General features: G+C 38.8%; 13 protein-coding genes and 1 pseudogene. 12 read left to right on the forward strand and 2 right to left on the reverse strand.

Going from position 1 to position 24246, the window contains the following annotated elements; translation table 11 throughout:
- Window positions 1–306 precede the first annotated feature (306 nt).
- On the reverse strand, window positions 307–1623 hold the full coding sequence (locus F0220_RS31380; protein ID WP_188310567.1) for an AAA family ATPase: 1317 nt from the start codon (window positions 1621–1623) through the stop codon (window positions 307–309).
- Between the two features lie 474 nt (window positions 1624–2097).
- On the opposite strand from F0220_RS31380, the gene F0220_RS31385 reads away from it, so the two are divergent.
- Both F0220_RS31385 and F0220_RS31390 read left to right on the forward strand, forming a co-directional pair.
- The gene (locus F0220_RS31385) at window positions 2098–3102 is read left to right on the forward strand and encodes a thermonuclease family protein (protein WP_149847084.1); all 1005 of its coding nucleotides are present in this window, start codon (window positions 2098–2100) and stop codon (window positions 3100–3102) included.
- A gap of 104 nt (window positions 3103–3206) precedes the next feature.
- Window positions 3207–3935, forward strand: a complete 729-nt coding sequence (locus F0220_RS31390; protein WP_149847085.1) for a hypothetical protein — start codon at window positions 3207–3209, stop codon at window positions 3933–3935.
- Between the two features lie 157 nt (window positions 3936–4092).
- Here F0220_RS31390 and F0220_RS31395 read toward each other — a convergent pair whose 3' ends face one another.
- Entirely contained in the window at window positions 4093–4371 is a 279-nt protein-coding gene (locus F0220_RS31395) for a hypothetical protein (RefSeq protein ID WP_149847086.1), read from the reverse strand.
- A 504-nt stretch (window positions 4372–4875) separates the two neighbouring features.
- On the opposite strand from F0220_RS31395, the gene F0220_RS31400 reads away from it, so the two are divergent.
- From F0220_RS31400 to F0220_RS33510, 10 genes and pseudogenes are all read left to right on the forward strand, one after another.
- Window positions 4876–5733: a chemotaxis protein gene (locus F0220_RS31400; protein ID WP_149847087.1), complete on the forward strand. Its 858-nt coding sequence runs from the start codon at window positions 4876–4878 to the stop codon at window positions 5731–5733.
- A gap of 86 nt (window positions 5734–5819) precedes the next feature.
- On the forward strand, window positions 5820–6800 hold the full coding sequence (locus F0220_RS31405; protein WP_149847088.1) for a chymotrypsin family serine protease: 981 nt from the start codon (window positions 5820–5822) through the stop codon (window positions 6798–6800).
- Window positions 6800–10123, forward strand: a complete 3324-nt coding sequence (locus F0220_RS31410; RefSeq protein ID WP_149847089.1) for a hypothetical protein — start codon at window positions 6800–6802, stop codon at window positions 10121–10123. Before F0220_RS31405 ends, F0220_RS31410 begins: the two co-directional genes overlap by 1 nt.
- Window positions 10124–10143: 20 nt before the next feature.
- Complete coding sequence (locus F0220_RS31415; RefSeq protein WP_149847090.1) at window positions 10144–14730, forward strand: hypothetical protein; 4587 nt, start codon at window positions 10144–10146, stop codon at window positions 14728–14730.
- Complete coding sequence (locus F0220_RS31420) at window positions 14727–19502, forward strand: LysM peptidoglycan-binding domain-containing protein (RefSeq protein WP_149847091.1); 4776 nt, start codon at window positions 14727–14729, stop codon at window positions 19500–19502. Before F0220_RS31415 ends, F0220_RS31420 begins: the two co-directional genes overlap by 4 nt.
- A gap of 519 nt (window positions 19503–20021) precedes the next feature.
- Window positions 20022–20717, forward strand: coding sequence for a metallophosphoesterase family protein (locus F0220_RS31425; protein ID WP_149847092.1), 696 nt, complete (start codon window positions 20022–20024; stop codon window positions 20715–20717).
- A gap of 82 nt (window positions 20718–20799) precedes the next feature.
- Window positions 20800–21087: a hypothetical protein gene (locus F0220_RS31430; protein WP_149847093.1), complete on the forward strand. Its 288-nt coding sequence runs from the start codon at window positions 20800–20802 to the stop codon at window positions 21085–21087.
- A 252-nt stretch (window positions 21088–21339) separates the two neighbouring features.
- Window positions 21340–21498, forward strand: coding sequence for a YggL 50S ribosome-binding family protein (locus F0220_RS32725; RefSeq protein WP_176872951.1), 159 nt, complete (start codon window positions 21340–21342; stop codon window positions 21496–21498).
- A gap of 361 nt (window positions 21499–21859) precedes the next feature.
- Entirely contained in the window at window positions 21860–23113 is a 1254-nt protein-coding gene (locus tag F0220_RS31435) for a hypothetical protein (protein WP_149847094.1), read from the forward strand.
- 174 nt (window positions 23114–23287) lie between these two features.
- A pseudogene (locus tag F0220_RS33510) lies at window positions 23288–24211 on the forward strand (IS30 family transposase); the annotation flags it as partial.
- Between the last annotated feature and the right edge of the window lie 35 nt (window positions 24212–24246).

The raw sequence follows: 24246 nt of genomic DNA on the forward strand, positions 1-24246 counted from the left end.
ATCAAACAACGAATAAAGATAATGATTAAATTATCTATTTTGATTTATTTCCATTTAAAATAGAAAGAAAGTAAAAGAGATCATTATTCTGCTGCTCATCCTTACAAGAATATTATAAAAATAACCATTTCCTTCCTAGAACAAGGTAATGGTTATTTTGGATTTTCACCCACTATGTTGTGATATCAGTAAAAATCACACCATGATAAGCTTCAATACGGACGTGTTCATTTCTACATAATCTTTGTGACTCTTCAAAGGAAAAAAGACTGTCAAATTGGCTTTGTATTATAACAAACAAAGCCTTCAATCGTCATCCTGCAACCCTGCCTCTATAAAAGAACGCACAATATTTATTGGATTGGTTTCTTCATATAAGAATTCAGATTGACCGCCTACTAAAATAGCGCGCAAGTACACGTTTCGCATATCATTGTTTGTCTGAATACCACTTAATTTAATATATCTTTTGTTCTCATTAACTGTAGTAAACCAAACATTCTGTGGGGAGAGCTTTTCTAGAACTCTCAAGTTATGAGAAGTAAATATAAGTTGACCTTTACTATGATTTTGGAATATTTCGATAAGTTCACCAAGCAGGTATTCAAAAACTCCTTCATCAAACTTATCTATGACAACAATTGTTGAAGGATTGTGAAAAGCAGATATAAGAGAAGTAGTTACAGCGAATAACTTTAGATTTCCAGCCGATTCAACTTTTAATGGTAAAATTTTATCCTCTTTAATTGAAATAAATTCTGCTCGGACTCCTTCTTCTCCATTAGTTAAGGTTGTGGTTCCCATATTTTTAAGCTGTACTTTCAATCCTGGAATAATCGCGCTCAGGACAACATTGTTTCTTTCAATGACATTTGCGAGATTTTTGTAATGTTCTTTAGATAAGGACACGGGATGATTAATATCATAGGTGCTGTTTTCCATTGATTTTGAACTTAAATCATGAAATAAATAAGATGGGAACATGCCTTCTTGCAAGTTCTTTATTACTAATAGATTTTTAGAAAGATGATCCCTTAAGGCTCGATAAATTACTAACTCCGGACCATCAAAAAGTTTATCGGCTTGGCTTGTGACTATTTTACCAAAAAATAATGAACCTTCTACTTGATCAGATAGTAACTTCATACCCTTTAGAAGAATCTCGTCTTCTTGTTTTGGTTTACGGCTTAATTCAATTGGTTTTCTTTCATCATTTTCGTAATGGAACATTTTACGGTACGATTTTTCCTTAGTGCTCACACTCTCCATTTGAACAACCATTTTATCTTCTCTATACTCCAAACTAACTTTGTATTTAGCTTTGAACCAGTTTGTATCTTGTTGTAGCAAAAATTCAAATTCCAGAGAGAGTTTTTTTTCACCCTCATAAATTAACCGTTGATTCTTACCTGGAAGTTTCTGACCATTAAGTAAGTTCTTTAAAATTGACAATGCCTCAACTACAGCAGTTTTCCCTGAACCATTTTGACCATAAAAACCTACTACTTGTGCATCCAAAATATTATCTTTGTTAAAATCTAAATCAACTTTACCGTAACGAACATTTTTTATGTTTTGCATCTCTATGGATAAAATTTTTACTTCACAATTCAAATTTAACACACCACACTTCCTTAACTTCCTTAACTTCTTATACATATAATATCGCTTATCGAGAATCAAATACATTGTTTTCAATAGGAATTATGGAATAACTCAATTACAAAAAGATTATTTTTTGGTTTAGTTGTAGTTTTATATTTAAAATATTTGAAATATCAATTTTCATCACAGGTAAAGATCGAAATGGTTTAGAGGATAAATTTTAGGTTGTCGAAATAAAACAAAATACTAAATTTTGAGAGACTTTTCATGCTGCATGTAGAAATTAGTATAAGACGGACCCATGATTTTTTCTTTTAGGATGTTTTGATGTGAGGAGATTTTGTAATTTCTATTGCATAAGCAGAGCCCAAAAAATGTTGATTTCAAGTACACCACTGCGAATTTTTATATCTTGAGACCTAGATAAACATATTCCAAATTACCTAATTATGTTATAATCCTTTACGGTACAAATTTACTAAGGAGGATGAAATGGGAAGAATAATTTTATACATTATTGTTATAGCATTCATAATTGCTGTAATCACTAAGTTTTTCTATCTTCTTGTCGCTGGTGCTCTAGGATACTGGGCATATAAGCAATTTAAAAAGAGTCAAGCCAAGGGAACTAAGCAAACACTGACTTATGTCTTAGGAGCGTTTGCAGGAGTGTTTCTAATCCTCTTTTTAGGATCTTTTTCTTCCGAAACAGCAAACAAGACAGAGCCGATCGCTGTGGTTGATACTAAAGAGGACAGCTCATCTAATACTGAGACAAAAAGCAAAGTTTTAGAGACATCCCAGAGCTCAGATTCCAAAGGAAAACAAACTCAAGGTACCCAAAATAATCATAATAGGCTTCCTGCTAATTTAGTTGAAGTAACGGACGGCGACACGTTAAAAGTTACGGTAGAAGGCAAAGAAGAAAAAGTTCGTTTACTGCTTATTGATACACCGGAATCCGTTCATCCAGAGAAGGAAGAGCAGCCTTTTGCTAAAGACGCATCCAACTTTGTAAAGAAGCAGGTTGCCAAAGGTAATATGGAACTTGAATTAGATGTTTCGGAACGCGATAAATACGGGAGATTGTTAGCATATGTATGGATAGATAATAAAATGCTAAATGAGCAACTACTCGAATATGGGTTAGCTCGTGTTGCTTACATAGATCCACCGAATACGAAATATGTAGATCAATTTGAAGAAATCCAGAAACAAGCACGTGTACAAGCGAAGGGGATATGGAGTATAGAAAACTATGTCCAAGACAGTGGCTTTGTTGAACCTAAGCCTGCGATTGAAGAGCCGGTTGTTGTCACGCAAACACCAAGTGTTGAAAAGAACAACGAAGTTAAAAATGAACCAATTGTAACGAATGTTTACTATAAAAACTGTGATGCTGTCAGAGCCGCAGGAGCTGACCCGATTTATGAAGGGGAGCCTGGGTACAGTCGTAAACTTGATCGTGATGGAGACGGTATTGGTTGTGAAAGATAAGTAGTCAACTATCTCAATAATGGATCAGATACATTCAAGCGGATAATTTTATCTGGCTTAAGTATCTTTATCAGTTTTTGAAACTTTTGAAGGGTTGTGTAGAAGTGAAGGAATTAAAGAGAAGAAATATAGCATTATCTATTATAATTAGTTTGATGGTCGTTGTATTATCTGCCTGTGGTAAGCCAATAACGGAAGAACTTTATTCCGAGACCGTCTCACAAGATGTGAAGAATAGCACTCAACTTACACAAGAGGAAAAAGATTATTATAGCAAAGCAATTGAGAACGCAAATAGTGAAAGTGCAGATCTTTCTACTAAAACAGTTAGTCAAATCATAACTGGTGAAAAAGAGAGACAGCTAAAAATAGAGGAAGAAGAAAAAAAGAGACAAGAAGAGATTAAACGTAAACAAGAAGAAACGGAAAAAGAAAAACAAGTTCAGCTTAAACTTTTGAATGAGTCCATAAAAGTTGGCTTAATTAAGAAAAGTGTGACATACGCAGACACGGATAAATGGATTTTCAGAGATATCATTAACATGACACTTGATTTGAATAATATTTCTGACAAAACAGCCAAAGGATTTCAAGGCGTCATCACTTTTCAAGACATGTTTGGAAATGAGATCAAATCACTTAACGTAAAATACGATAAAGCAATTAAAGCTGGTTCATCCGCTTCTTATGATGGTAGCTTTGAAGTGAATCAATTTATGGATGAGGATAGCGAGCTACGGGATACACCACTCGAAAAGATCACAGTTGATTTTCAGATGGACCAAATCATCTTTGATGACGGAGTTACTGTAAAGCGTGGCGATATTGAGTGAAATATTACACTACATCGATCATATTGTGAGAAATTTATTAGAAGAAAAACTTAGAAAACAATAAAGATTGTTTTGCTAAAATATTATCTCAAACTGAAAAGTGACACGCCTTTAATAAAAAGGCGTGTCACTTTTTTTATAAACCATTATGAAGACTTTATGACGGTTCTATTGTAAGTTGATGATCAGCATTTATAGAACTGGCTATACATTCACAAGGCAAGACTCCAATTTTATTGATTTCACCAATTTTCCATTCTTTCGTAAAGGAAATTAGTTGTCCCTCTTCATAATTACTGAAAGACACTTTAGTAGATCTTCTTTCATGCCCAACCCATGGATAATCTTGATCAATAATATCCGTTGGTAGGTGATGGATTGATATTCTATGGAATTCACCTTTAATGATAACGCCACACTCGATAACTTTCTCCATTTTTACCCTCCTTCTTAAAAGATAAAATACCATTTGCACAGCTCATATAAAAATATCTAAGCTGAGTACTACACATACAAGCTTTGCCCAAATCAAGTTCTACAACATTATTGTTTCATTTCTGATCACATTTTTATTCAACATTATTCTTCTTATCAAATAATGTGATTTTATTTATTCATTATGTAGAAACTGGATCAGAACCTACTGAGACATATTCTTCAATTCGTAGTAATAAAACTCAACCAGAAGCTTGGATTTACAATCATTTATTCTTTCAAATTCAGTACTTGTTAATAAAATCAATACCTCTAATACATATCCTTTGCTACCCCATATTATCGAATAACTACAGCTTTTCAAATAAGAAGTGTGTCTAATGCTCATTCATTTGTTGCGGCACCTTCCCACCTTCTCCTTAAAAACCATTGCTTGCAAGCAGTGTATAGAATCAGGAAATTAATCGGATATTAATATCAAATAATTTCTAATTTGGAGGGGAAAATGACAAAGCCTGTAGCTGTATTAATTATTCATGGACTGGGCATGCAAAAGGAAAACTTTGCAGAGCCTTTTATCCATTCATTAAGAGAATCGTTTAAACAAAATAATACTCTGGAGTTCACTCAAGAGCCACTCGTCATAAAACCCGTTTATTGGGCTCAAATATTTGAGGGGAGAGAAGAAGAATTAAAGTGTAAGTTATTCCATGGTCACGACTTACATTTTGAAAAGCTAAGACATTTTATGTTTCACTATCTGGCCGATGCCGTGGCCTACCAACCCCTGGAGGTTAATGATCATAATTACATGGCGGTGCATGACACGATCAGTACGGCTCTTCATGAGTTATCTGAGGAGGCAGGTTATGATGCTCCTCTTTGTGTAATATCTCACAGCCTAGGTACCGTAATCGCAAGTAATTACTTCTACGACAGACAGAATTCAGCACAGTGGAAGCCAAAAATAATCAATGCTGATTCAGCGCTTGAACGTGGAGACACCTTAAGCTTATTTTATTCCTGTGGAACAACACTGCCTTTATGGAGCTTACGTTATAAAGATTTTGATAAACCTATTCAAGTTCCTAGTCCTACATTTGCGAGTTCTCAACCTGATTTTGCGGGAGAATGGGTGAATTTTTTTGACAATGATGACATCCTGGGTTATCCCCTCAGACCCGTCCATCCAGCCTATGAAAAAGTAGTTAGTGAAGACATACAGATGAACGTAGGCGGTTTGAAAAGTCGCTGGAATCCGCTTAGTCATAATGGATATTTCTCAAGCCAAAACGTAATTGATCGTATAGTTCAAGGTTTGACAAAAACTTGGGAAACCGTAAATAAGAATGGTCAAGCATGAACATTAAATCAACTATACAAACAATCACTATGATTTGTATAACAGGAAAAATTTTCAGCTTATGTACGGACAAAGGAGATTAATTAATGGCATACAATTTGAATGAGATTGTTCAAATCAAAAGAGAGATCGAAAAAGAATGGAGCAAAAAGTTAAATGTGAACAATATTGATATCGGATTAAAGTATGTAGGTGGGAAGTTAACCGATCGGATAGCAATTCGCGTGTATGTGGATAAGAAAGAGAACGTATCGCCTAAAGATGAAATACCCAGTTCTGTATCTGGTATTCCTACTGATGTAATAGAGAAAATCGAAACATTCGAGCTTCGTGTTTTAGAAATGTCAGAGGAACAGACAAGAATATCGGAGATGGGTCAGCGGTTTGATCCCTTATGTGGTGGGATACAAATTGGGCCTTGTCGAAAGGTAAATGGGAATTCGATTAGAGGTACGTTAGGAGCCATTGTTCAAACGCAGGAAGGTAAGCTTTGCGCATTAAGCAATTTCCATGTTCTTTGTGTTGATACGGATTGGAAAATTGAAGATGCTGTCGCACAGCCCGTAGATATTGCTGGGTGTCCTACAAATATGGCTGGCAATCTTCTTAGTGGGACTCTTTACGGAAAGTTTGGTAAGACTGAACGAGTAGTAGACGCTGCAATAGCAGAAATAAAGGATCGAAATGTTACCTCAAACATTCCTGGAATTGGGAAAATAACGGGTTTCGCTTCACCAGAAATTGGATCACGCGTTCGTAAAGTGGGCATGGTTACAGGGTTGACATATGGAAAAGTGGAAGGCGGGCTAGAGAACATGAGCGTTATTCCCTATGGTCATGGTATCGGAGATGTTACGTTTAAAAACTCTATTCGAATCACAGCAGACAAAGATCATAATGAGATTTTTTCCCGAAATGGGGATTCAGGCGCCATTATCGTGAACGAGCATAACCAGGCAGTTGGCCTTTTGTTTGCTGGAACGACAGACAATTCTATAACTTTGGCCAATGATATCCAGGAAGTGAAACAAACCTTTCAGATCACGATGTATGGTGGTGACGAGTGATGGGGGCATTAAACAAAGTTAGTGAGAAGAGCGGGGTCCTTATTTACGGATCAGAGAGTAAATCCGTGGGATATTTAATGGAATGGACAGAAACGGAAAAAGAAGCACCTCCTTCACTAACCTTCCCCGAAGCTTGTTTTAGCCACCAAGGGTACATGATCTTTGTTACCGATAGTTTCGAACAACTCGACGCTAAATCAGTGGAAGTGCTTACTTTTCTTAAAAACCAGCTTAACATGGATCAAGGTTATGTATGGATAAGTGATCTTGAAAAACTTTCTACAGAAACAGTGACTTGGTTTGTAGCGAACCAACGTACCGGAGACATTCAAAGGAACGCTGTTGTTCCGATCGGGTACGAGTGGAATCTTTCTGTCTCAGCAGGGGTAGAAATACGACTGGATCATGCAGAAGAGCCTGAGCAAGCAGAGCTGGTTTTTCACTCTGGGCCAATATCCTTTACGGGAGAATCATCTTTGCAATCTTCGACTATTCAGCAAATCAGGATTCCATTGGTAGGGGAGTGGTCAGGTTGTGTCTTAATTGATAATCTTTCCATTAGAGCAGAGTCTCTGATCTTAGATCTCGGGGTTGGATTCCGATTTGTTTCCCCAAATGTTTCTTCGGACACTTGTCATCAATTTGTTCATTATCCACTTGTGGCCTATGACCAAAATACAGACGTACTTATGCATGCATGTATCGATCCGATTTCGGCACTTTCACCTACAGATGATAGAGGTTTTGTTAAACCAAAGATTAAAACTTTCTTTGCTGTGTCAAAAATGAATGCAAAAGGGTTTACACAGCAGCTTAAGAGCTATCTAGTTACTACGAACGGCGAACCCATATGGTTAGAGCCCATCGATTCGGATACCATGTTTGCGGAACATCAGCCTAGATTTGTGTTTCACAGTGGACCAGATAAAGAACCTTTTTTAAGTCCGGCTGGTGACTTTCAGCTTTCCTTAAAGAACAATTCTTCCTCTGATACTCCAGTAGAGCTGGTCTGTGGATTATCCGGATTAGAGTACCTTATCGTTCCACAGGGGGGAAGTTTGCGCTTTAAGCCCTTTATGCCTGCATACGCTTTTCATTATGATCCAACTGAAACAGATAGTCACGATGACTCCACTCTTAAACAGGAGAATCTGTTAGTAGCGGATTTCACCACATCCTGGCTCAGCATAGCACCTGTGGAAGGTGAAATCGATACTTCAAATCAATACGTTTCTCAACCAACAGGATCTGTATTGTATGGGAATTCATCCACTGAGAACCAAGGGGTGAATTTGTTAAACTACAAGCCCGCCCCTGTACTTATAGGTAATCATACTGATCATGCATTTCCATTGGTTCCCTATTCCGGTATGAGTTTTGAACACGAAAACAGTAAAGAAGAGCTACTTCGATTTGAACAACATATTCTCTCACCAGCAAGGCGATACTTTTTGTCGACATTGTTAATTCGAAATGATGCTGAAAATCCTCCTCCGGAGGAATATCAGGCAACAACTCCAAACGGCTTACTCATACGGTTGAACGGTAGCCGGTTTGAAAAAGTTTTGTTGACTAAATCTAAAGACACGGAGTTTTGTTTTGAACGCCCTGATGAACATCTTCAGCAAGCGTTGCAGACCAATCAATTGTTCCTGGTTGCCACGACCGATGTTCACCTCGGCAAACCAAAGGATCAGGCTGGAGAAGGCCCCGTATTCAACAATATAATCGATATTGATGACTGGAAGTTTGATATTAACGTGGACAATAGCATGCTGGATGACGTGGGGTACCAAAACGTACTGATTATGAAATCACGCGTTGGTCCTGGACAAACGCTCTCCGAGTTGGTCAAACAACCAAAAACATGGACCCAACCCGAACATTTTATTCAATCTACGTACGAAGGGGTCGACGTTACAGAATCGGGTGATATTCCAGCATTGTCCCAATGGTTAAATGAGTATTTTATTGATGCTGCTGCAGAAGAGGCTGTGGATTCTACACTTTCGCATTTTAATCAAATCGTTCACGATCCGAATTGGACAGGTGTGATTATTCTGCGTCCAACTATAAAAGCTTTTCCGGATGAGATATCAAATCTAAAAAATTTGATTGTTTCGAATAATAACACTCCAGATCCTCAGATCAAAGTTTACGGACATCATATTGGATTCGAAACCATGGTATCAGAGGGACTTATACCTGCTCTAGAAAGCCGCATTTTTGGTTTAATTCGATATCAGGACGACAAATATAATCCAAGTACTCCTCAAACTCCAGTGCAAGTGGATGAAGAATGTGATTTTAGACTGCTTCATTTACGATTGGTTATTAGGGAAAGCAAAATAAAGGATTTTTCGTGTAAAGGGCAATTGACGATGAAAAATTGGTTTTCACAAAATGTCCTTGGTACTGGTGAAAGAGATATGCCATCATCAGGGCGAGCGCATGCCATACTTCTAGAGGGATATCAGCAACGCGTAAAGGGTAAGGGAGAACATCCAATCTGTGTATTGGAATCAACCGGTCCAGTAACTTTTTATATGCGGGAAAAAGGAAGTGTGCTTAAAAATGTGACCGTAGAAAAGGTCACATATGAATCAGTTGATCAAGAGGCCCGCTTAAGTGTGTCTGGAAATATAGGGTTTAACCAAATTAAATTGCGTGGAGGAAGCCCTTTTGATCTGTGGACCTTTGGTAAAGATGGGCTTCAGTTCTCTCAATTGATTATCCAGAAACGAGATCAAGCCTGGAACGTAAATCTCGAACAAGCTTCCTTTAAGCCAACGGCTCCAGTGGAATCCCATGAAGATCGCAGTTTGTTTGACAGTTTGTCCATGGAGCTTATTGGATTCTTGCCTAACAAACAAGGCTCTATCTCAGATTTGGGATTCATCCGAGTGACGACGACATCAGATTTCTTTGATGTTGGGCTTGATGAGCGTTTATGGAATGGCCTGAAGTTCAGGCTTCAGGCAGGAACGGCAGGTAAATTAAGTGACAATAAACTGTTGGAAGCAGAGTTGTTGCTTGCCTGGGGAGCAGGTAAAGATAATCAACCAGATCGGTATGAGACAACCGTAGGTTTAAAGCTTGGCGGGAGCAAACGACAGTTTCAAATACAAAATGTACTATCTCTCCAGTTTGAGGATCTTGTCTTGAATTATATACACGAACACAAACGTTTTGAACTCACACTCAGTGATGCGTATATACGGTTTTTGGGCCTTCGCTTACCACCAAGAGGCAGCATGGCTCTTAAATGGTTTGGCAGTGGAGAGCAAAACCAACCCATTGGATGGTTTGCGAAATACCAATAACATCGAAGAAAGGGGATCACATGAGTCATTTTACACAATTAGTGGAGCAGTGGAAATCTTTTGATGGAGAAACGGTGGATATCGAAAAGGAATTATTTAATGTACCTGAAATCGCCTCCTTGCTACGTCCGTATTCACCGTATATACAATGGACTACGTTTAATACAGTAGTGGAGATAAACCCAAGTATTCTTACTGCAAAGGGTAGCATCAAGGCGTTTGGAGATGTGGATAGTACATTTTCCGTTTCAATAGAAGAAACCCAAAACGAACAACTCTCAATTATTTTCAACTTGAATACTGCAGAAGAAATGACGTTTAGAATAGGTGGGATATCGTGGCTTCTATTCAAAAACGGACTTATTCATATCACAGGAAGCCAAAGTGGAGATCCAACGCCGCAAGGATCTATTTCTTTTCAGATATTAGTCGGCTCTACTTGGGTGATGCTGCAAGTCCCTAGTCTTGAAGCAGGAAACAAACGAATATTTCAGTCAATTCAGTCCTTTCCTATTTCTGCTTTGCGTAATTTGGAACCGGTATATGGTGCAGGTAGATTCGCTCATAAGCTTCCTTTTACCACAGGAGATGCTGAGGTGACACTTGAATTTGATGAACAACAAAAACAAGTGCTTAGTGTATCAGTTAAGTTAAATACAGGAAGCTTTATCCTTGCGGACAGAGTGAACGTGGCAAACGGAAACTTGAATCTAAGCGTTCATCGACGGGATGCAGGAATAGAGCGAAATCTCCAATTCAACACTACGTTGTCTACCGTCTCAGGTGCATCTCTTGAGATGACGTGGCGTTATGAAGATGAACAAGGTCTTTGGAAAATTAGACAGTCAGACCAAAAATCTTGTCCCGTTAATGAGTTGTTTGCGACCATCATGCCAAGTATTTCTAGCCCGATTTTGGAACCGGTTATAATATCTGGATTTGAATTAGATGTGCAGCTAGGAAATCCAACCCCTATCATGAAGGGCAGTGCACACATATCTTCGGAAATCAGCGTTGGAGGCTTAATTGTCCAATTCACTTCATTAAAGCTGGGTAGTGAACAGGGACATCTTCAACTGAGTTTGGCTGGTACCATAACAGTAGATAATAATATGAGAATAGATATCCAATACACATTTGAGGATGGGACATGGGAATTATGTGGATCAATAGATGATTGGGAAGAAATATCTCCAGTCAATCAAATTCAAATGAGCCCTGCCAACATTTGTTGGTCAAATGATTCATGGAATCTAACAGCCTCAGCTCAATGGAATCTCTGGGAGTTAACTGTACAAGCTGAGTTGAACATGCATTACGACTTGAGTAAGGAACAATTTACGGGAAGCTTGTGTGGTGTGGCCGATTTCAATGGATTCGCTATTGGAGTTCGTCATGATGGAGAAAAATTAACTGCTACATGGAACGGAATATCTGTGGATTATCAGCCGGGTATGGAAAAAATCATCTTTCCGCTTCATGAAGGTTTCACACTTGGGGATCTAGTAGAGGAAGGGATTTACTGGGTAAAAGGTACCCGCCTTGGCTTGTCCAGTCCATGGGATATGATGAATGATTGGAAACTTCCAAATTTAAATTTAGAGTTCAGTCTAAATAGCGAAAATAGAGGAGTTGCGCTCTCTATTCCTGTACAAAATACGCTGAAATTTCTTTCCGAAATAAAAGGGCTGTTTTTCCGTTTCGATCCGAGATTAGAAGGAAATAAGAGGCTGGAATTTACAGTTCAATTATTCGATGGAAAAGATATGACATGGTATCCAGCGGACCCTTCCACTACCCCTGTTCCTAACTTAAAACAAGGAGTACTGAACCTTGAATATTTGGGGCTTGGACAGCATGTGCTTCCCCAGGGACAAGTAGGACGAATCGAATCAATAACTCAAGCTGTGGATCTCATGAAAAGTTCAGACATGCAAACAGTCCAATATGATGCAGGAACTGGCTGGATTGTGGCATCCCAATTAAGTCTTTTAGGATCCATTAATCTGAGTTTTGTATTCAGTGACCCTAAATTATATGGTTTAAAAGTTCAAGTTGCTAAAAACTCAAATCAGTACTTTAAAGGATTAGATTTTGAAATCCTTTATCAAAAAGTGACCAAAGAAATCGGTTTATACCAAGCAGAAATTACGCTTCCAGATATACTTCGATATCTTGAGTTTGGAGCATACTCCCTTACACTCCCATCCTTCGGAATTGGAATCTATACAAACGGGGATTTTCGAATTGATATTGGGTTTCCTAGAAATATGGACTTCTCTAGATCCTGTACTATCCAGACGATTGTTCCTCCCGGAATCCCCTTCATTGGATCGGCTGGGTTTTACATTAACAAGTTGTCTGAACATACGTCCACCCGCTTACCAGAAATACAAAATGGACACTTCAGTACTGTTATGGAGTTCGGCTTCGGGATGCGAATGGGACTTGGCAAGGAGATTAGAAAAGGTCCGTTGACTGCTGGATTCAGTGTAACTGTGATAGGCATTCTTGAAGGAGTACTTGCTCATTGGCATGCAGAAAGTGGAGGGAAAGAAGATTATTACTATTGGTTGCAAGGTATAGCAGGCATACAAGGAAGGCTCTATGGGGATGTAGACTTATCTCTTGTTAAAGCCTCGGTGGATGTAATCGTTACTGTTGCCACGATGCTCACGTATGAGGCATACCGCAATCTTGAGATAGCACTTGTTGCAGAAGTAGATATAAATATGAAAATTAAAATCGGCCGAAAGCCATTCCGAATCAGTATGAATGTCTCTTACTCGTCCAGTATCAAAGAGCAATTCACCATTGAGATGAAAAAGAAAGCTCCTTGGGATATTCAAGTACAACGCGAGGTGTTGGAAGAAGGGGAACAGAGTATAGAACCGATCATGTTTTTCTGGGACAACCTGGTTACAGATGCACCTAGCCCGTTAACATTGTACATGACTCCTGTGCTTACACTTTCTCCTAATCAAAACTCGCCATCAGGGTTAGCAAACGCTGTCGTCTTGCAATTCTCAGTGGAGTCCGTTGCAGCTGTCACGGTAATCGAAGAAACAGAAAAGCCAATGACACACTTTGAACAATTAAGTTGTCGCACCATACAATGGTTACTCGCAGCATCGACGGGTTCAACAAAAGGCATATCCGTAAGTTCATTTTCTGAAGAAGAAAGCTTCATAGTTAACCGCGATGTACTTCGTCGATTGAAAAAGATGTCCGATAACAATACATTAGTCATTCCCTTAGAACAACTACACAAATTTCTAATGTCTCATTGGACCATAACCGTTCGCCCAAGTAAAGATCAATGCACGCCTCCTGGTTCGGAACCAACTACAGAAGAAACCTGCATTGAAACAGCGTTTTTTCCGATTCTGCCCGGATTGGAGATTTCTTTCGAAGAAAGGATCGGTGATGTAAAGGAGAACAAATTGAAATACCGAATGGACGAAGTAGCTAAAGCTTCTCCACAATATTTACGGGAACTAGCCAGTCACTTTAAGGATTCAACTGTAGAAACAGAGATCTCTGCCCACCGTGACAATCAGACTCATTCTGCACCGATAGACATGAATGAGCAGTCTGTTGCTGATTTCGTCCTTAATGATTATTTTGTAACCATTGCTCGACAGATGATCCAGGCTTCATTAGATGCACTAGATCATTATCAGTATCCTGTAGTGGATAACACTAAAATGACAGAAATAGCTTTTTTTATTGAAACAGGGACAAAGGCTATCTCTTCTGGGCTGGGACCAACTGAAGACAAATTGGCGAATATCATAGAATATTTGTTTGAGCAGAATAAGACTATCCCTTTACGGGTTGGCCTAGAACTCAGTTTAGAAGGAGTAAAATACTCTCTTCCGCCGGATGAAAAATGGGAGAATATCGTTAACCGTTTCAACTTTAATGATGTGCTTACCTTTGTACTAAAAGTGTTGGAGATAAAAGAAAACATGTCTAAAGTTGGACTATTTAAGGCAGGGACTATAGAGAATGCTGATTCTACGAAATCACCTCTTAATATTGAATTGGAGGATAGCCCAAAAGATGTTTTGAGAAAAGCGGGTCTAACCTCCATGAGTGAAATTGTGGCTAACTATCCGCAGATCATGCTACAGGAATCCATTGAGATTATGATCCCACCATTCTTATATAGTGTGAAGGATCAGGACACATTACAAATGTTATCTCAACAATTCAATTTGTCATACATGCAACTGGCAAGACAAACCTCTATACAACAAGCTGATAAACTTTTCAATGTCTCCGCTTTAGAAATTGGACCATTAAAGAAGTTAGAGTTTTTTGAAATGTTTAAACATATCAGAAAACACCAAGCTCTTCTCCAATTATCTGGCATGGTATCACGCAGTTTCTTACATGGAATGAGGCTGAGTGCTGGTGAGGGTTTACGCGTTCTTAAACACTTAGAGAATCAATCGAGCTATGGGTTATTTGAGCTCACTGGACAACAGGTGGAGCTAGAGGATATGGGATCGCCGGAAGGATGGATTATCTCGTTGGATAACAAAAGCGAATCGGGTGGATGGAACACGATCATCATTGAAGAGGAAGTGGATTTTGCGTGAGTGTTATGAAAATCAATCTACAAAGAAATGACGTTCTTCAAATAGATGAAAAAGCAGACCTTAAATTTATTGAAGAGTCTGTTATTCAATTGGAGATTCCCTCGGTAACTGTGCCTTATCGATATTTACCGAATCATTCGACCGCTTTAGAATTAACCGATGCACAGATCAATGCTATGGGGCTCAAAGGCCCTGTTCGGATTTGGAAGTTGTCCGAGTCCATGACAATACCAAAGATTTCAGATGATAAGGGAAACGATTCTGTTTCTCTTCAACCGCAGCTCATTGTCAAATCTGCTCTACAATCAGAGGGAGGGTTACAGGAGCAGCAAATTATGCATGCAGGAGAGGAAGTAGGAGAAAGTAGTTCAGTATGGAGAGCTGGAACTCAGTTGAGGCTAAGGCTAAAAAGATCTAGTACAACTGCGCCTGGATTCCAAAATAAGGTATACTCACTTATTGGTGTAAACGAGGCAGATGTCGTTCTATTGGAGAGACTTCTACAGTTAGGACGTACTAACTTGAATAGTCTTGGATTGCAGGTCAGATTACTTTATTTTAATAAAACACAAGATGTACTGCAGACCGTAGGAGAGAACCCTCACATGTTTATTATGCAGGAGAATCTTAGTACCATAACTCACCCTTCTGCTGGCCTAGAACCATTCTCTGCGCTTCAGGAAAGTGGATTGATCCCTGATGCGCATCTTTTCTTCAGTAAATTATGGGAGGGAAGTATTACTCGTTCAGGAGGATATCGTTTGTACTTTTTCGATGAGAAAGAACAACGCGGTTTACCGGATGAGGTTTTTAATGTGAAAGGTGAATTAGAGGCTGTCCTCATGATCATGTTCTCCGACAAAAAAGTAGAACCATACCTGAATTGTTTGATAACCGGAGGACTTGATCCAGCGAGTCCTACGAACTCGGTTTATGCGGAGTGGGAACGAGAACAATTAAGTATCGATGTTAATGGTCCTAATGAGAACTTAGAAAAGTATATACAAGAACATGGCGTTGATCCAGCAGAATTTGCTGATGCAAATGCAGATCTTCCTTTGAATGGTGAGCAAGAATTACATGTTGAAGAAGCTATTGTCATGATTAAACCTGGATTAATATCGCTCTCTGATCTGGCTAATTTTTATAACGTAGATGCAAAAGAGATAACAAGATTAAATCCGGATATGAATTGGGTTAAGCCAGAGGTAGGTATGTGTATCCGTATGCCACATATGCTGGCTCAAGTTAAACGAGGCGAGACATTGCGGCAAATAGCTGCTAAGTATCATGTACCAATGGTGTCTCTTGTTTTAGCCAACCAAACGACGTTATTTAAGTTGCTACGTGAAGTGCTCAATAAAGTCAAACTTCTGTCTGGTCCTGTGTATCGGATTCCAGTTCTTCCTGAAGGAACTGTTGAATTAAAGGCAGAACGTCTAGCCCCGCCAGAGGATGCAACTCCAATGGACGGAAAAGATGATTTCCAAGAACTGTTTCAATTGCTTGGCTATAACGTTGTAAAGAATGAAAACTTTCGGGAGTATGTTCCGACTTTGCCTTTGCCGCCTAAACCAGTACAAGTGGATGCTAATGGCGAGGTTTCATCGGTAGAGGAGACTCCTGTAAAGGAGGTGAAATGGAAATATAATAAAGCCATTCCATTTCATAAATATTTAATGAACCAGGATGCTAATTCTTTTGATTCTGATTCTAAATACCGTGGTGTCGGTTCCATATTTCAAATACGCCATTGTTGGATGGACATCTTTGGCAATCAATTATTTCAGGGCAAGAAAGAGAAAGATGTAACAATGGATATTTTACCCATATCCATTGGATTTACAGATGAAATGCTCGGACCCAACCGTTGGCCCATGATTACGAATGAATATGAAATCTTACTTGCAGGTACAAAACCGGTACTTCAGGTTCGGTTTATTTGTGATTTGAGCTATTTAGCTAATAAACCAACAAAGAAAGAAGAAGCAGATCAGGCCAGAGGACAAGGAAAAACATTGCTACGGGCAGCAAACCAGCTTATGTTCACCGTGAAAAGAATGCCTGAATTGAGTTGCACAGTCAAAACGAGTTTAATGCCCCTTGAATCGTTTGACATAAAGGACATCCCAATTTTAGTGGGATTTCTGAAACTTGCAGCAGAATTACTATACGCTTGGGCAGACGGGAAACAAACGCTGGAAAATGAAAAGGACATGGATAAACTAAAAAAACCGTTTACCTTAGATATTCCTATTGACCCCGATAAATTAAATCCATTGGATATCTTTGAGTTGAATGTCCTCTTTGAAATTACACGGGAGAAGTCATTCGTCGCACCAGTCTTTCGTTCCATGGAGTCTGTTTGGAGAAGTAGTACTCGCATTTTGCCGATCAGAGATAAGGCACTTGATGAGAAAGACCATGAGTCTGCGCGTCTTGAAACTTCTTTTCTACGATTTGCTTCCAATTTGGAGAAAGCATTAGAGCAAAATCAGCAGTACTTTTACCGTACAGCAATCGGCCTAGATCGTAAAAAATGGTTGGAGCACTCCACAGAGGTGCCAATCTGGATTGTTCGAATGGCTAAGACAGACGCCACGGATGTATCTGGACTAAAGTTATTAATTGAACGAGAAAATGCAACTAATATAGTGCCAACAATTTATGCTCCTAGCCCTTTAATTAACGAGGACCTCGAGCTTCCTTATCGCAAAAAATTTAATGCTGATGGTACAGAAATTCTTGAAGCACAAGATTTAGGACGAATTCGCACGAAAGATATGGAAGCGTACGCTCAATTCTTCTTAAATACGTTTGAACAGATTCTTTCCTCGGAAGCTATTCCGGCATTCGAAATGTTGGAAAGTCAGCCTACTGACATGAGATATACGGAACAATTATTGATGTTTAAGAGAGAAATAGCAAAAGCACTTTCCAATCAATTGATCGATGTATATAAAGGGGCACCAGAATCGGATTTAGATGCACTAACATCTGCACGAGAGACATATCGGCAGCAAATGCTCCATTCCTTGCAAAAAACGTATTTAACCGATGCAATCGCTCAGTTTCAGACCATTTCACGAGGTAATTTAAAGTCAAATGATGAAGATACGAGCCGCCTTTACGGTATGTTCTTGGTGGATGGAAATACTCTACCTGCAGGTATTACTTTGCCGCCAAGTAAAGTCGACATTAAGCAATATGGGGTTGCCCATCAAGTGCGTTCCTTCCTAAATATGGCTTTTGTAGGAACTAAAGAAGATCCGGCAGCAATCACAACTTCGCCTTTTATAAAAGTTAATGCCCAGTATTGGCCAACACATATCGAGCATCAGATCGACACAATACCAGATATTGAGGGTTATGAAGCTTCTTCTTGGCTTTATTTCATTCTGCCTGACAAGGATCAGGGCAAGGATTCTCCACTTACAAGATCGCTGGGTGCCTTTGATGTCCCTTTACCATTAAGGAGTTACCCAGAAATACCTGCTTTAAAGACCCAAGGTATGGAGGATCCACTGGTGGACCAAACGTCTTTTACCTCTCCACTAAATTCTCATTTGCTTTGGAATTACACTCTAACTTATAGCAGAACTCGGCATATGCCTCAAGATCGAGTGCATGTGAGAGTGATTTTTAAAGAGATGCCATCCTTTGAGACACAAGCGGATGAGGAAGGAGTCCATTTATGTGGGGCGTTACTGGAATATCAAGATTATTACAACAGCACACTTAAAACGCAGTTGAAGCAAGTAGAAGAGCTCTCTTCTTTAGTTGGTGATCAACAAGTAATGGTTAAAGATATGGCAGAAAAACTGCGTAGTATTGCTGGATATGTTAAAGAAAATTGGGTAAGATGGCAGGACTATAAAGCAAGTCTTCCATCTGCAATTGTTGAGAATGAACCCAAACTGGACACTTTAGGAAATCACGAGTATCGCTTCTATTTGGAGGAATACGATAACAACGGGTTATTAGAAATAGCTTTAACTGAAACTTCTCCCAATCCATCTAGTTTTGTACCTATCGTCAGTATTGATGGCTATGACACAGAGTCTGTTTCCAAAATCCCGCTAAAGAGTGGAACAAGCCACCGTTTTATTTTCAGGTTCCGTAATCGCTTTGCGAATGATTCATGGCTTCAATCTGATCAAGGTCTACAAATCTCAAAGAGGTTGGTGACACTAAAAGGATTAAATATTATTACCGAATCGAGTGCTCGTGCACATGTGCTAATTTCTAGAAACGAGGAATTAATCAAGGACAAGCCCCTCGCCCTGCCCTTTGTTTATCGAACAGAAGAGCACCGTTTTGAAAGGGCGTATCTTCCTTCGCTTAGAAGGGACTATCCAATTCCTATGACTGAAATTGGTGGAGCACCAGTGTCATTAACAACGCTGCTCGAACGCTTCATTACTTCTTTATTTAAGGGTGAAAAGGATTCTAATCAGCTTCATTTACAACTAGAATGCTTCTATTCTTACGAGCTGGAAAATCGTATTTTCTCCATATCTCTGCCCATGTTCCTTATGCCAAGAAAAAACTTTCCTGTGACTTCGGATATTTTAGATCAGATATCCAAACAAGTTGAGGAATTTTTTGTAGTCCGCAATCCAGAACGAAGAGGAGGAAAGCTTCATTTTGATTTTACAGTTTTGATTAATGACAGTCAGCAAAACACGAGTGGAGGAGAAGTTGGTAAACCGGTTACACTTTTGCGACTAACAGACGTAGTACTTGACCTCACTCAAATCGCGTTAATTTAAGAAGGGGCATGGATAGCGATATTAAAAAGGACCTCACCCACAATTTCAGTAAAACATATGGTTTGCTGAAATTGTGGGCGGGTTATAAAAATCATATTAACCCTTAAAAGTCGCTATTTGCGGCTTTTTTCTTTTAAGACATCAAGTTTATTTCTTGTCCTGTTGTCTGAAAGAGTTTTTAGAAGTACAAAAAATAATTAACATATAAGTCGTTAGTATAGTGGCTTTTTTTGCATTTAAAGAATTAAAGTTACTATTTCAACCTCACCCTCAGGAAAGTTGGAATCAATCATTTATCTTGGGGCGAATTATTGCCAGGTCATGGTCTCAAAAGAAATATATTGGGTACACAAGTTGAGATGTATTGGTATAGGCATTTGTATTTTATTTATGATGCCTGGAGTAAACACAAAGCTATTTCCTTTTAATCTGTAAAATAATGACGTTCTGGGATTTTAACTTTATAATGTAATGAGACGGTGGAACTACTCAATAATCTGAATTAATCGGAGTGAGTGTATGATCTATATAACGGGAGATATCCATGGAACCATTAGCATCAATAAGCGACTAAATAGCCGGAACTTCCCACAACAGAAACACATTACAAAAGATGACTATGTCATCATTGCTGGAGACTTTGGATTGTTATGGGATGATAGTAATGAGGATCGGTACTGGCTTAAGTGGCTAGACAAAACCAAGTCGTTCACCACTCTTTTTGTAGATGGAAATCATGAAAATTTTGATTTGCTAGAGCAGTACCCTGTTGAAAGCTGGAATGGGGGTGAAGTACATAGGATAAACAAAAGCGTGATCCACTTGATGCGAGGACAAGTTTTTAATATTGAAGGTCAAACGTTTTTTACGTTTGGTGGAGCTGCTTCTCATGATAAAGAGTATCGAAAAGAGGGTAAATCGTGGTGGAGCCGTGAAATGCCTTCGCAAGCGGAATACGAAGAAGGATTAAGAAACTTAGATAAAGTTGACTGGAAAGTAGACTACATTATAACTCACACATGCTCAACAACTGCCTTAAAGTACATTGCAAACTGTTGTGACCTTCACATGGATTTGGACGAGATGCATCCATACTTTCAGGGAATAGAGCAAAAAGCCAATTATAAGCATTGGTACTTTGGTCATTTCCATCATGATTTTGAGTTGCCCAATAATCTGAGGCTATTGTATACGGATATGATACGGATTAACTAGAAGAAAAGACTTGAATTAGAAAAACTATATTATAAAAATAAAAAAATAAGCCTACATTACAATGTATTCCAAGGAGGAAAAAATGAAGTATTATCCAATGACAGATGACGTGAAAAAGTTTAGTAATAATCAGAGATTTGCATATAATGTCGTGGTGAACCTCTACACTTGTAAAGATGAGAAAGATGATTATATTAATAAAAATGTTCGTATTGGTTCCAATGAGAAACTCAGTGAGGAAGAACTTATACAAAGAGCAACAAATGTGGTTAATGGATTGATTGATTCAAAGGAGGAGTACAAGCATTACGATTTAGTTAAAATTGTAGGAATTACTTTTGCAGGTGCCTATGATCGACATTTAAAATAACATAGTTATTGATCGCAGGTCACCTTACATACGATTACTTCAAATTTAAAGGAGGTTTCCGTAACCTCATCTTTAACTTATGATGCGCTCACAGTCTTACAACCTTGTCGATATCAGGATCATTCGAAACGACCTACTGAGAATTATCTTTAGGGAGTAAAACTGATAGAACCTTTTAATATCTTAACTTTGAACGAGTGGATATTACTTTAAAAGTTGTGACAATATAACCGTTGGGAAGGAGGATAGAGTATGAAAAAAGGAATAGAAGTTAACGGTACAGTTTTTGCCAATCAGGGCGATGTTGATAATGATGAATTTCTTGATAAATTTATAGCATTTATTGAGTCAAATGGATGGGGGTTTGGTGGAGGAAGCAAACAGATTGATGAAGATGGAAATGACATTTGATATTGATGTATAACACCAGTTGTCTGACTAGATACAGTGTACGGATGTTATTTGCTCGTTTGTCTTCATACTCCTTTGCGCAAAATTTACTATAACACGCTTGCAAAACACAAATTAACGCTTGTTGCACTTACATCCTTGGTCACAGTGATTTGTCTACGGTATATAGATTAATCAAGATGGGAGGAAATCCAACTAAACCTAGAGCAAAAGACATCTATAATAGAGGGATCGTTTGCATCCAATTTAAATTGAATAGGTAGATACTTTAAGAAAAACAAAATCGATTCAGGAACTTTACTGTTAATCATATTAATATTTCGTCGTGTACATAGAAGCAAACATAAATAAGAGAAGGGCTGTGCCAGTATTGAAAGGTAAGATATCTAAAGGGTTGATAGCAATTTTCGTGGTTTTTACTTTGTATTTAGCCAGTACAAATCAGATGTACGCAGAATTCACCGAATTAAGCTTAGAGGAGCACGGAGGGCTACAGCAGGAATGGGTACATACTCTTCCTAAAGAATTTAATTATCTGAGCTTTGATCTAGGTTACAATCCTCAAGACAATATTAACCGTGCTGCTCAGCTTGTCATGCTAAACCCGGGCACTTTGTCTGGTAATAACTTTGGCCTATACACGATAAATAATAAGACAGGGAAAATTGCCTGGGCGTACGACATTAAAAATAAAGTGAAGAATTTTTACCCTTTGAATCACGCTTGGTTCTATAACGAGAGCGGAAGTATATTCTATCAATATTCTACGAATCACGGGAAAACGTTTAATATTCTTAGTTTGGATGCGAAAGGAAAACGTATATATGAGAAGAAGGATTTAAGTTTCTCAAATATCTATCCGTATAAAAACGGTATTGTTCTACAACAAACGGATAGTCTTAAAAATCAATCCCGTTTTATCACACTAAATTCCAAAGGAATAACGACAAGCGAGACTGTGTTAGGTTATAAAACTGAAGTACTGACTTCTGGTTATGTACTCCATTTTGTAGGTGAGAATAAAATCGAGGTTTTTAAAGATGTAACCTCTTTAAAAAAGCCGTTATTTACGATTAACTTCAAAAAGTTTGGTGGTTACTACGTTGCGGGTTATCATCAATTAAGTGACGGTACATTAATTGTAGAATATGCAAGATCCAATTCATATGGTGGACAGAAATTAATGGCTTATGGAGTTAATGGTAAACTCAAATGGGACACCGTGCTTGATAGAAACATGAATATTTCTATGCATTCAACCGGAAGTAAACTATTAATTGATAACAAATCTGAACACAGTATCACTTTATATGATCATAACTTCAAAAAGCTGTTTTCTCGTACGTATGAAGGAGAGCTTAATTTTAATGGTTTAATGAGCTCCTATCGAAACGATAGCTATATTGAGTATACTAGCTTTGGGACCATTCATGACAAATGGGGAGAGAGGTATACCTTAATGAAAGATAATGGAGACATTATACTTAGTAAATACTTTGTTTTAGATGATGTGCATAAGAGTAACTTTGCATATGACTCGTCCGAAAATGTGGTCTATCGCACCGTGATTAGCGACCACCGATATAATCTGATTAAATACAAGGTAACTAAATAATAGTTGGAGTGCCGTTGATAACAACAATCAACGGCTTTTTATATTCTATGAAGATTCAATACTTTATTTGGAATTTAGTAATGAACTTAGTTTCTTAAATAACGTGTAGAATGAAGCTTCCTACACCACATTCACACAAGGTGAAACCACCATGACTACACACATATTAGTATAATGGAACGCAGTAAGCTGAAAATCCTCCACCAACAGGAGAAAAGTGCCAGGCCATCGCCCATGTTACTGGTATGATCATGCCACCATTTGTCGAGAACTCCGTTGGAAACGAAACGCGGAATTCCTAACGTGCGCAGCGATCTCAGGAGAGCTATGTCCAGCGACGTATGACCTCCATCCCCTCCAGAAAATGGTCACTACAGCAGTCTACCCTCATCAAAGAAAAACTCCCGGCTAAGTGGCCTCCTGAGCAAATTGTAGAATGTCTTCGTCAAGAAGGACAGTCTGTAGTCTGCTTCAAAACGATCATTCGTCGGCAGTATTCAGGCCGTTTGGTGAAAGGCATACCTTACTGTGCTAGTCATAAAGGTAAACGGCAGAAGACTGCCGAGACACGTGTCAAGTTCGCTTTGGGTATGACCATCTCTCAGCGTCCGAAAGAAGTTCGATCCCGCGAAACCTTTGGCATTGGGAGACCGATATGATTGTCTCCTGCTGTGGGAAAAGCAAGGGCAGTTTAGTTAGCTACGTTCATCGAACGTAGGACCCGCCTATATACCGCCATTCCCATGCCTGACCATATAGGTTTGTCCATAGAGATTGCTTTTGGTAGCAGCTTCGCTGTACCCTGACGGTGCATTTCAAACCGCTCCTGCAGATCGTGGCAAGGATTTGCCTGCTACGCCAGCCTGGAAGTCGCTCATGGGCTACAGGTGTATTTCGCAGATCCGTATTTTCCCTGGCAACGCGGCTCGAATGAGAATGCCAATGGCCTCTTGCGAGAGTTTTCCCAAGGGGACAGATTGCGCACAGATGACGGATGAAGCCTTGGAAACTACATTGCGCTTAATCAACCACAGACCACGAAAATGTTTGGGTTGGAGAACCGCTCACGAATCCTTTTTAGAGGAGCTGTCGTGCTTAGCTTTACAATCCTTCATAAGTGAATTTGCTTATAC

The sequence above is a fragment of the Paenibacillus sp. 37 genome, from assembly GCF_008386395.1.
GTDB classification, from domain to species: Bacteria; Bacillota; Bacilli; order Paenibacillales; family Paenibacillaceae; genus Paenibacillus; species Paenibacillus amylolyticus_B.

Excerpts from the sequence above, each read along its gene's own strand:
- F0220_RS31425 (WP_149847092.1), top strand. The coding sequence starts at position 20,022 with ATGATCTATATAACGGGAGATATCCATGGAACCATTAGCATCAATAAG.
- F0220_RS32725 (WP_176872951.1), top strand. The coding sequence starts at position 21,340 with ATGAAAAAAGGAATAGAAGTTAACGGTACAGTTTTTGCCAATCAGGGC.
- F0220_RS31395 (WP_149847086.1), bottom strand. The coding sequence starts at position 4,371 with ATGGAGAAAGTTATCGAGTGTGGCGTTATCATTAAAGGTGAATTCCAT.
- F0220_RS31385 (WP_149847084.1), top strand. The coding sequence starts at position 2,098 with ATGGGAAGAATAATTTTATACATTATTGTTATAGCATTCATAATTGCT.
- F0220_RS31410 (WP_149847089.1), top strand. The coding sequence starts at position 6,800 with ATGGGGGCATTAAACAAAGTTAGTGAGAAGAGCGGGGTCCTTATTTAC.
- F0220_RS31405 (WP_149847088.1), top strand. The coding sequence starts at position 5,820 with ATGGCATACAATTTGAATGAGATTGTTCAAATCAAAAGAGAGATCGAA.
- F0220_RS31415 (WP_149847090.1), top strand. The coding sequence starts at position 10,144 with ATGAGTCATTTTACACAATTAGTGGAGCAGTGGAAATCTTTTGATGGA.
- F0220_RS31430 (WP_149847093.1), top strand. The coding sequence starts at position 20,800 with ATGAAGTATTATCCAATGACAGATGACGTGAAAAAGTTTAGTAATAAT.
- F0220_RS31400 (WP_149847087.1), top strand. The coding sequence starts at position 4,876 with ATGACAAAGCCTGTAGCTGTATTAATTATTCATGGACTGGGCATGCAA.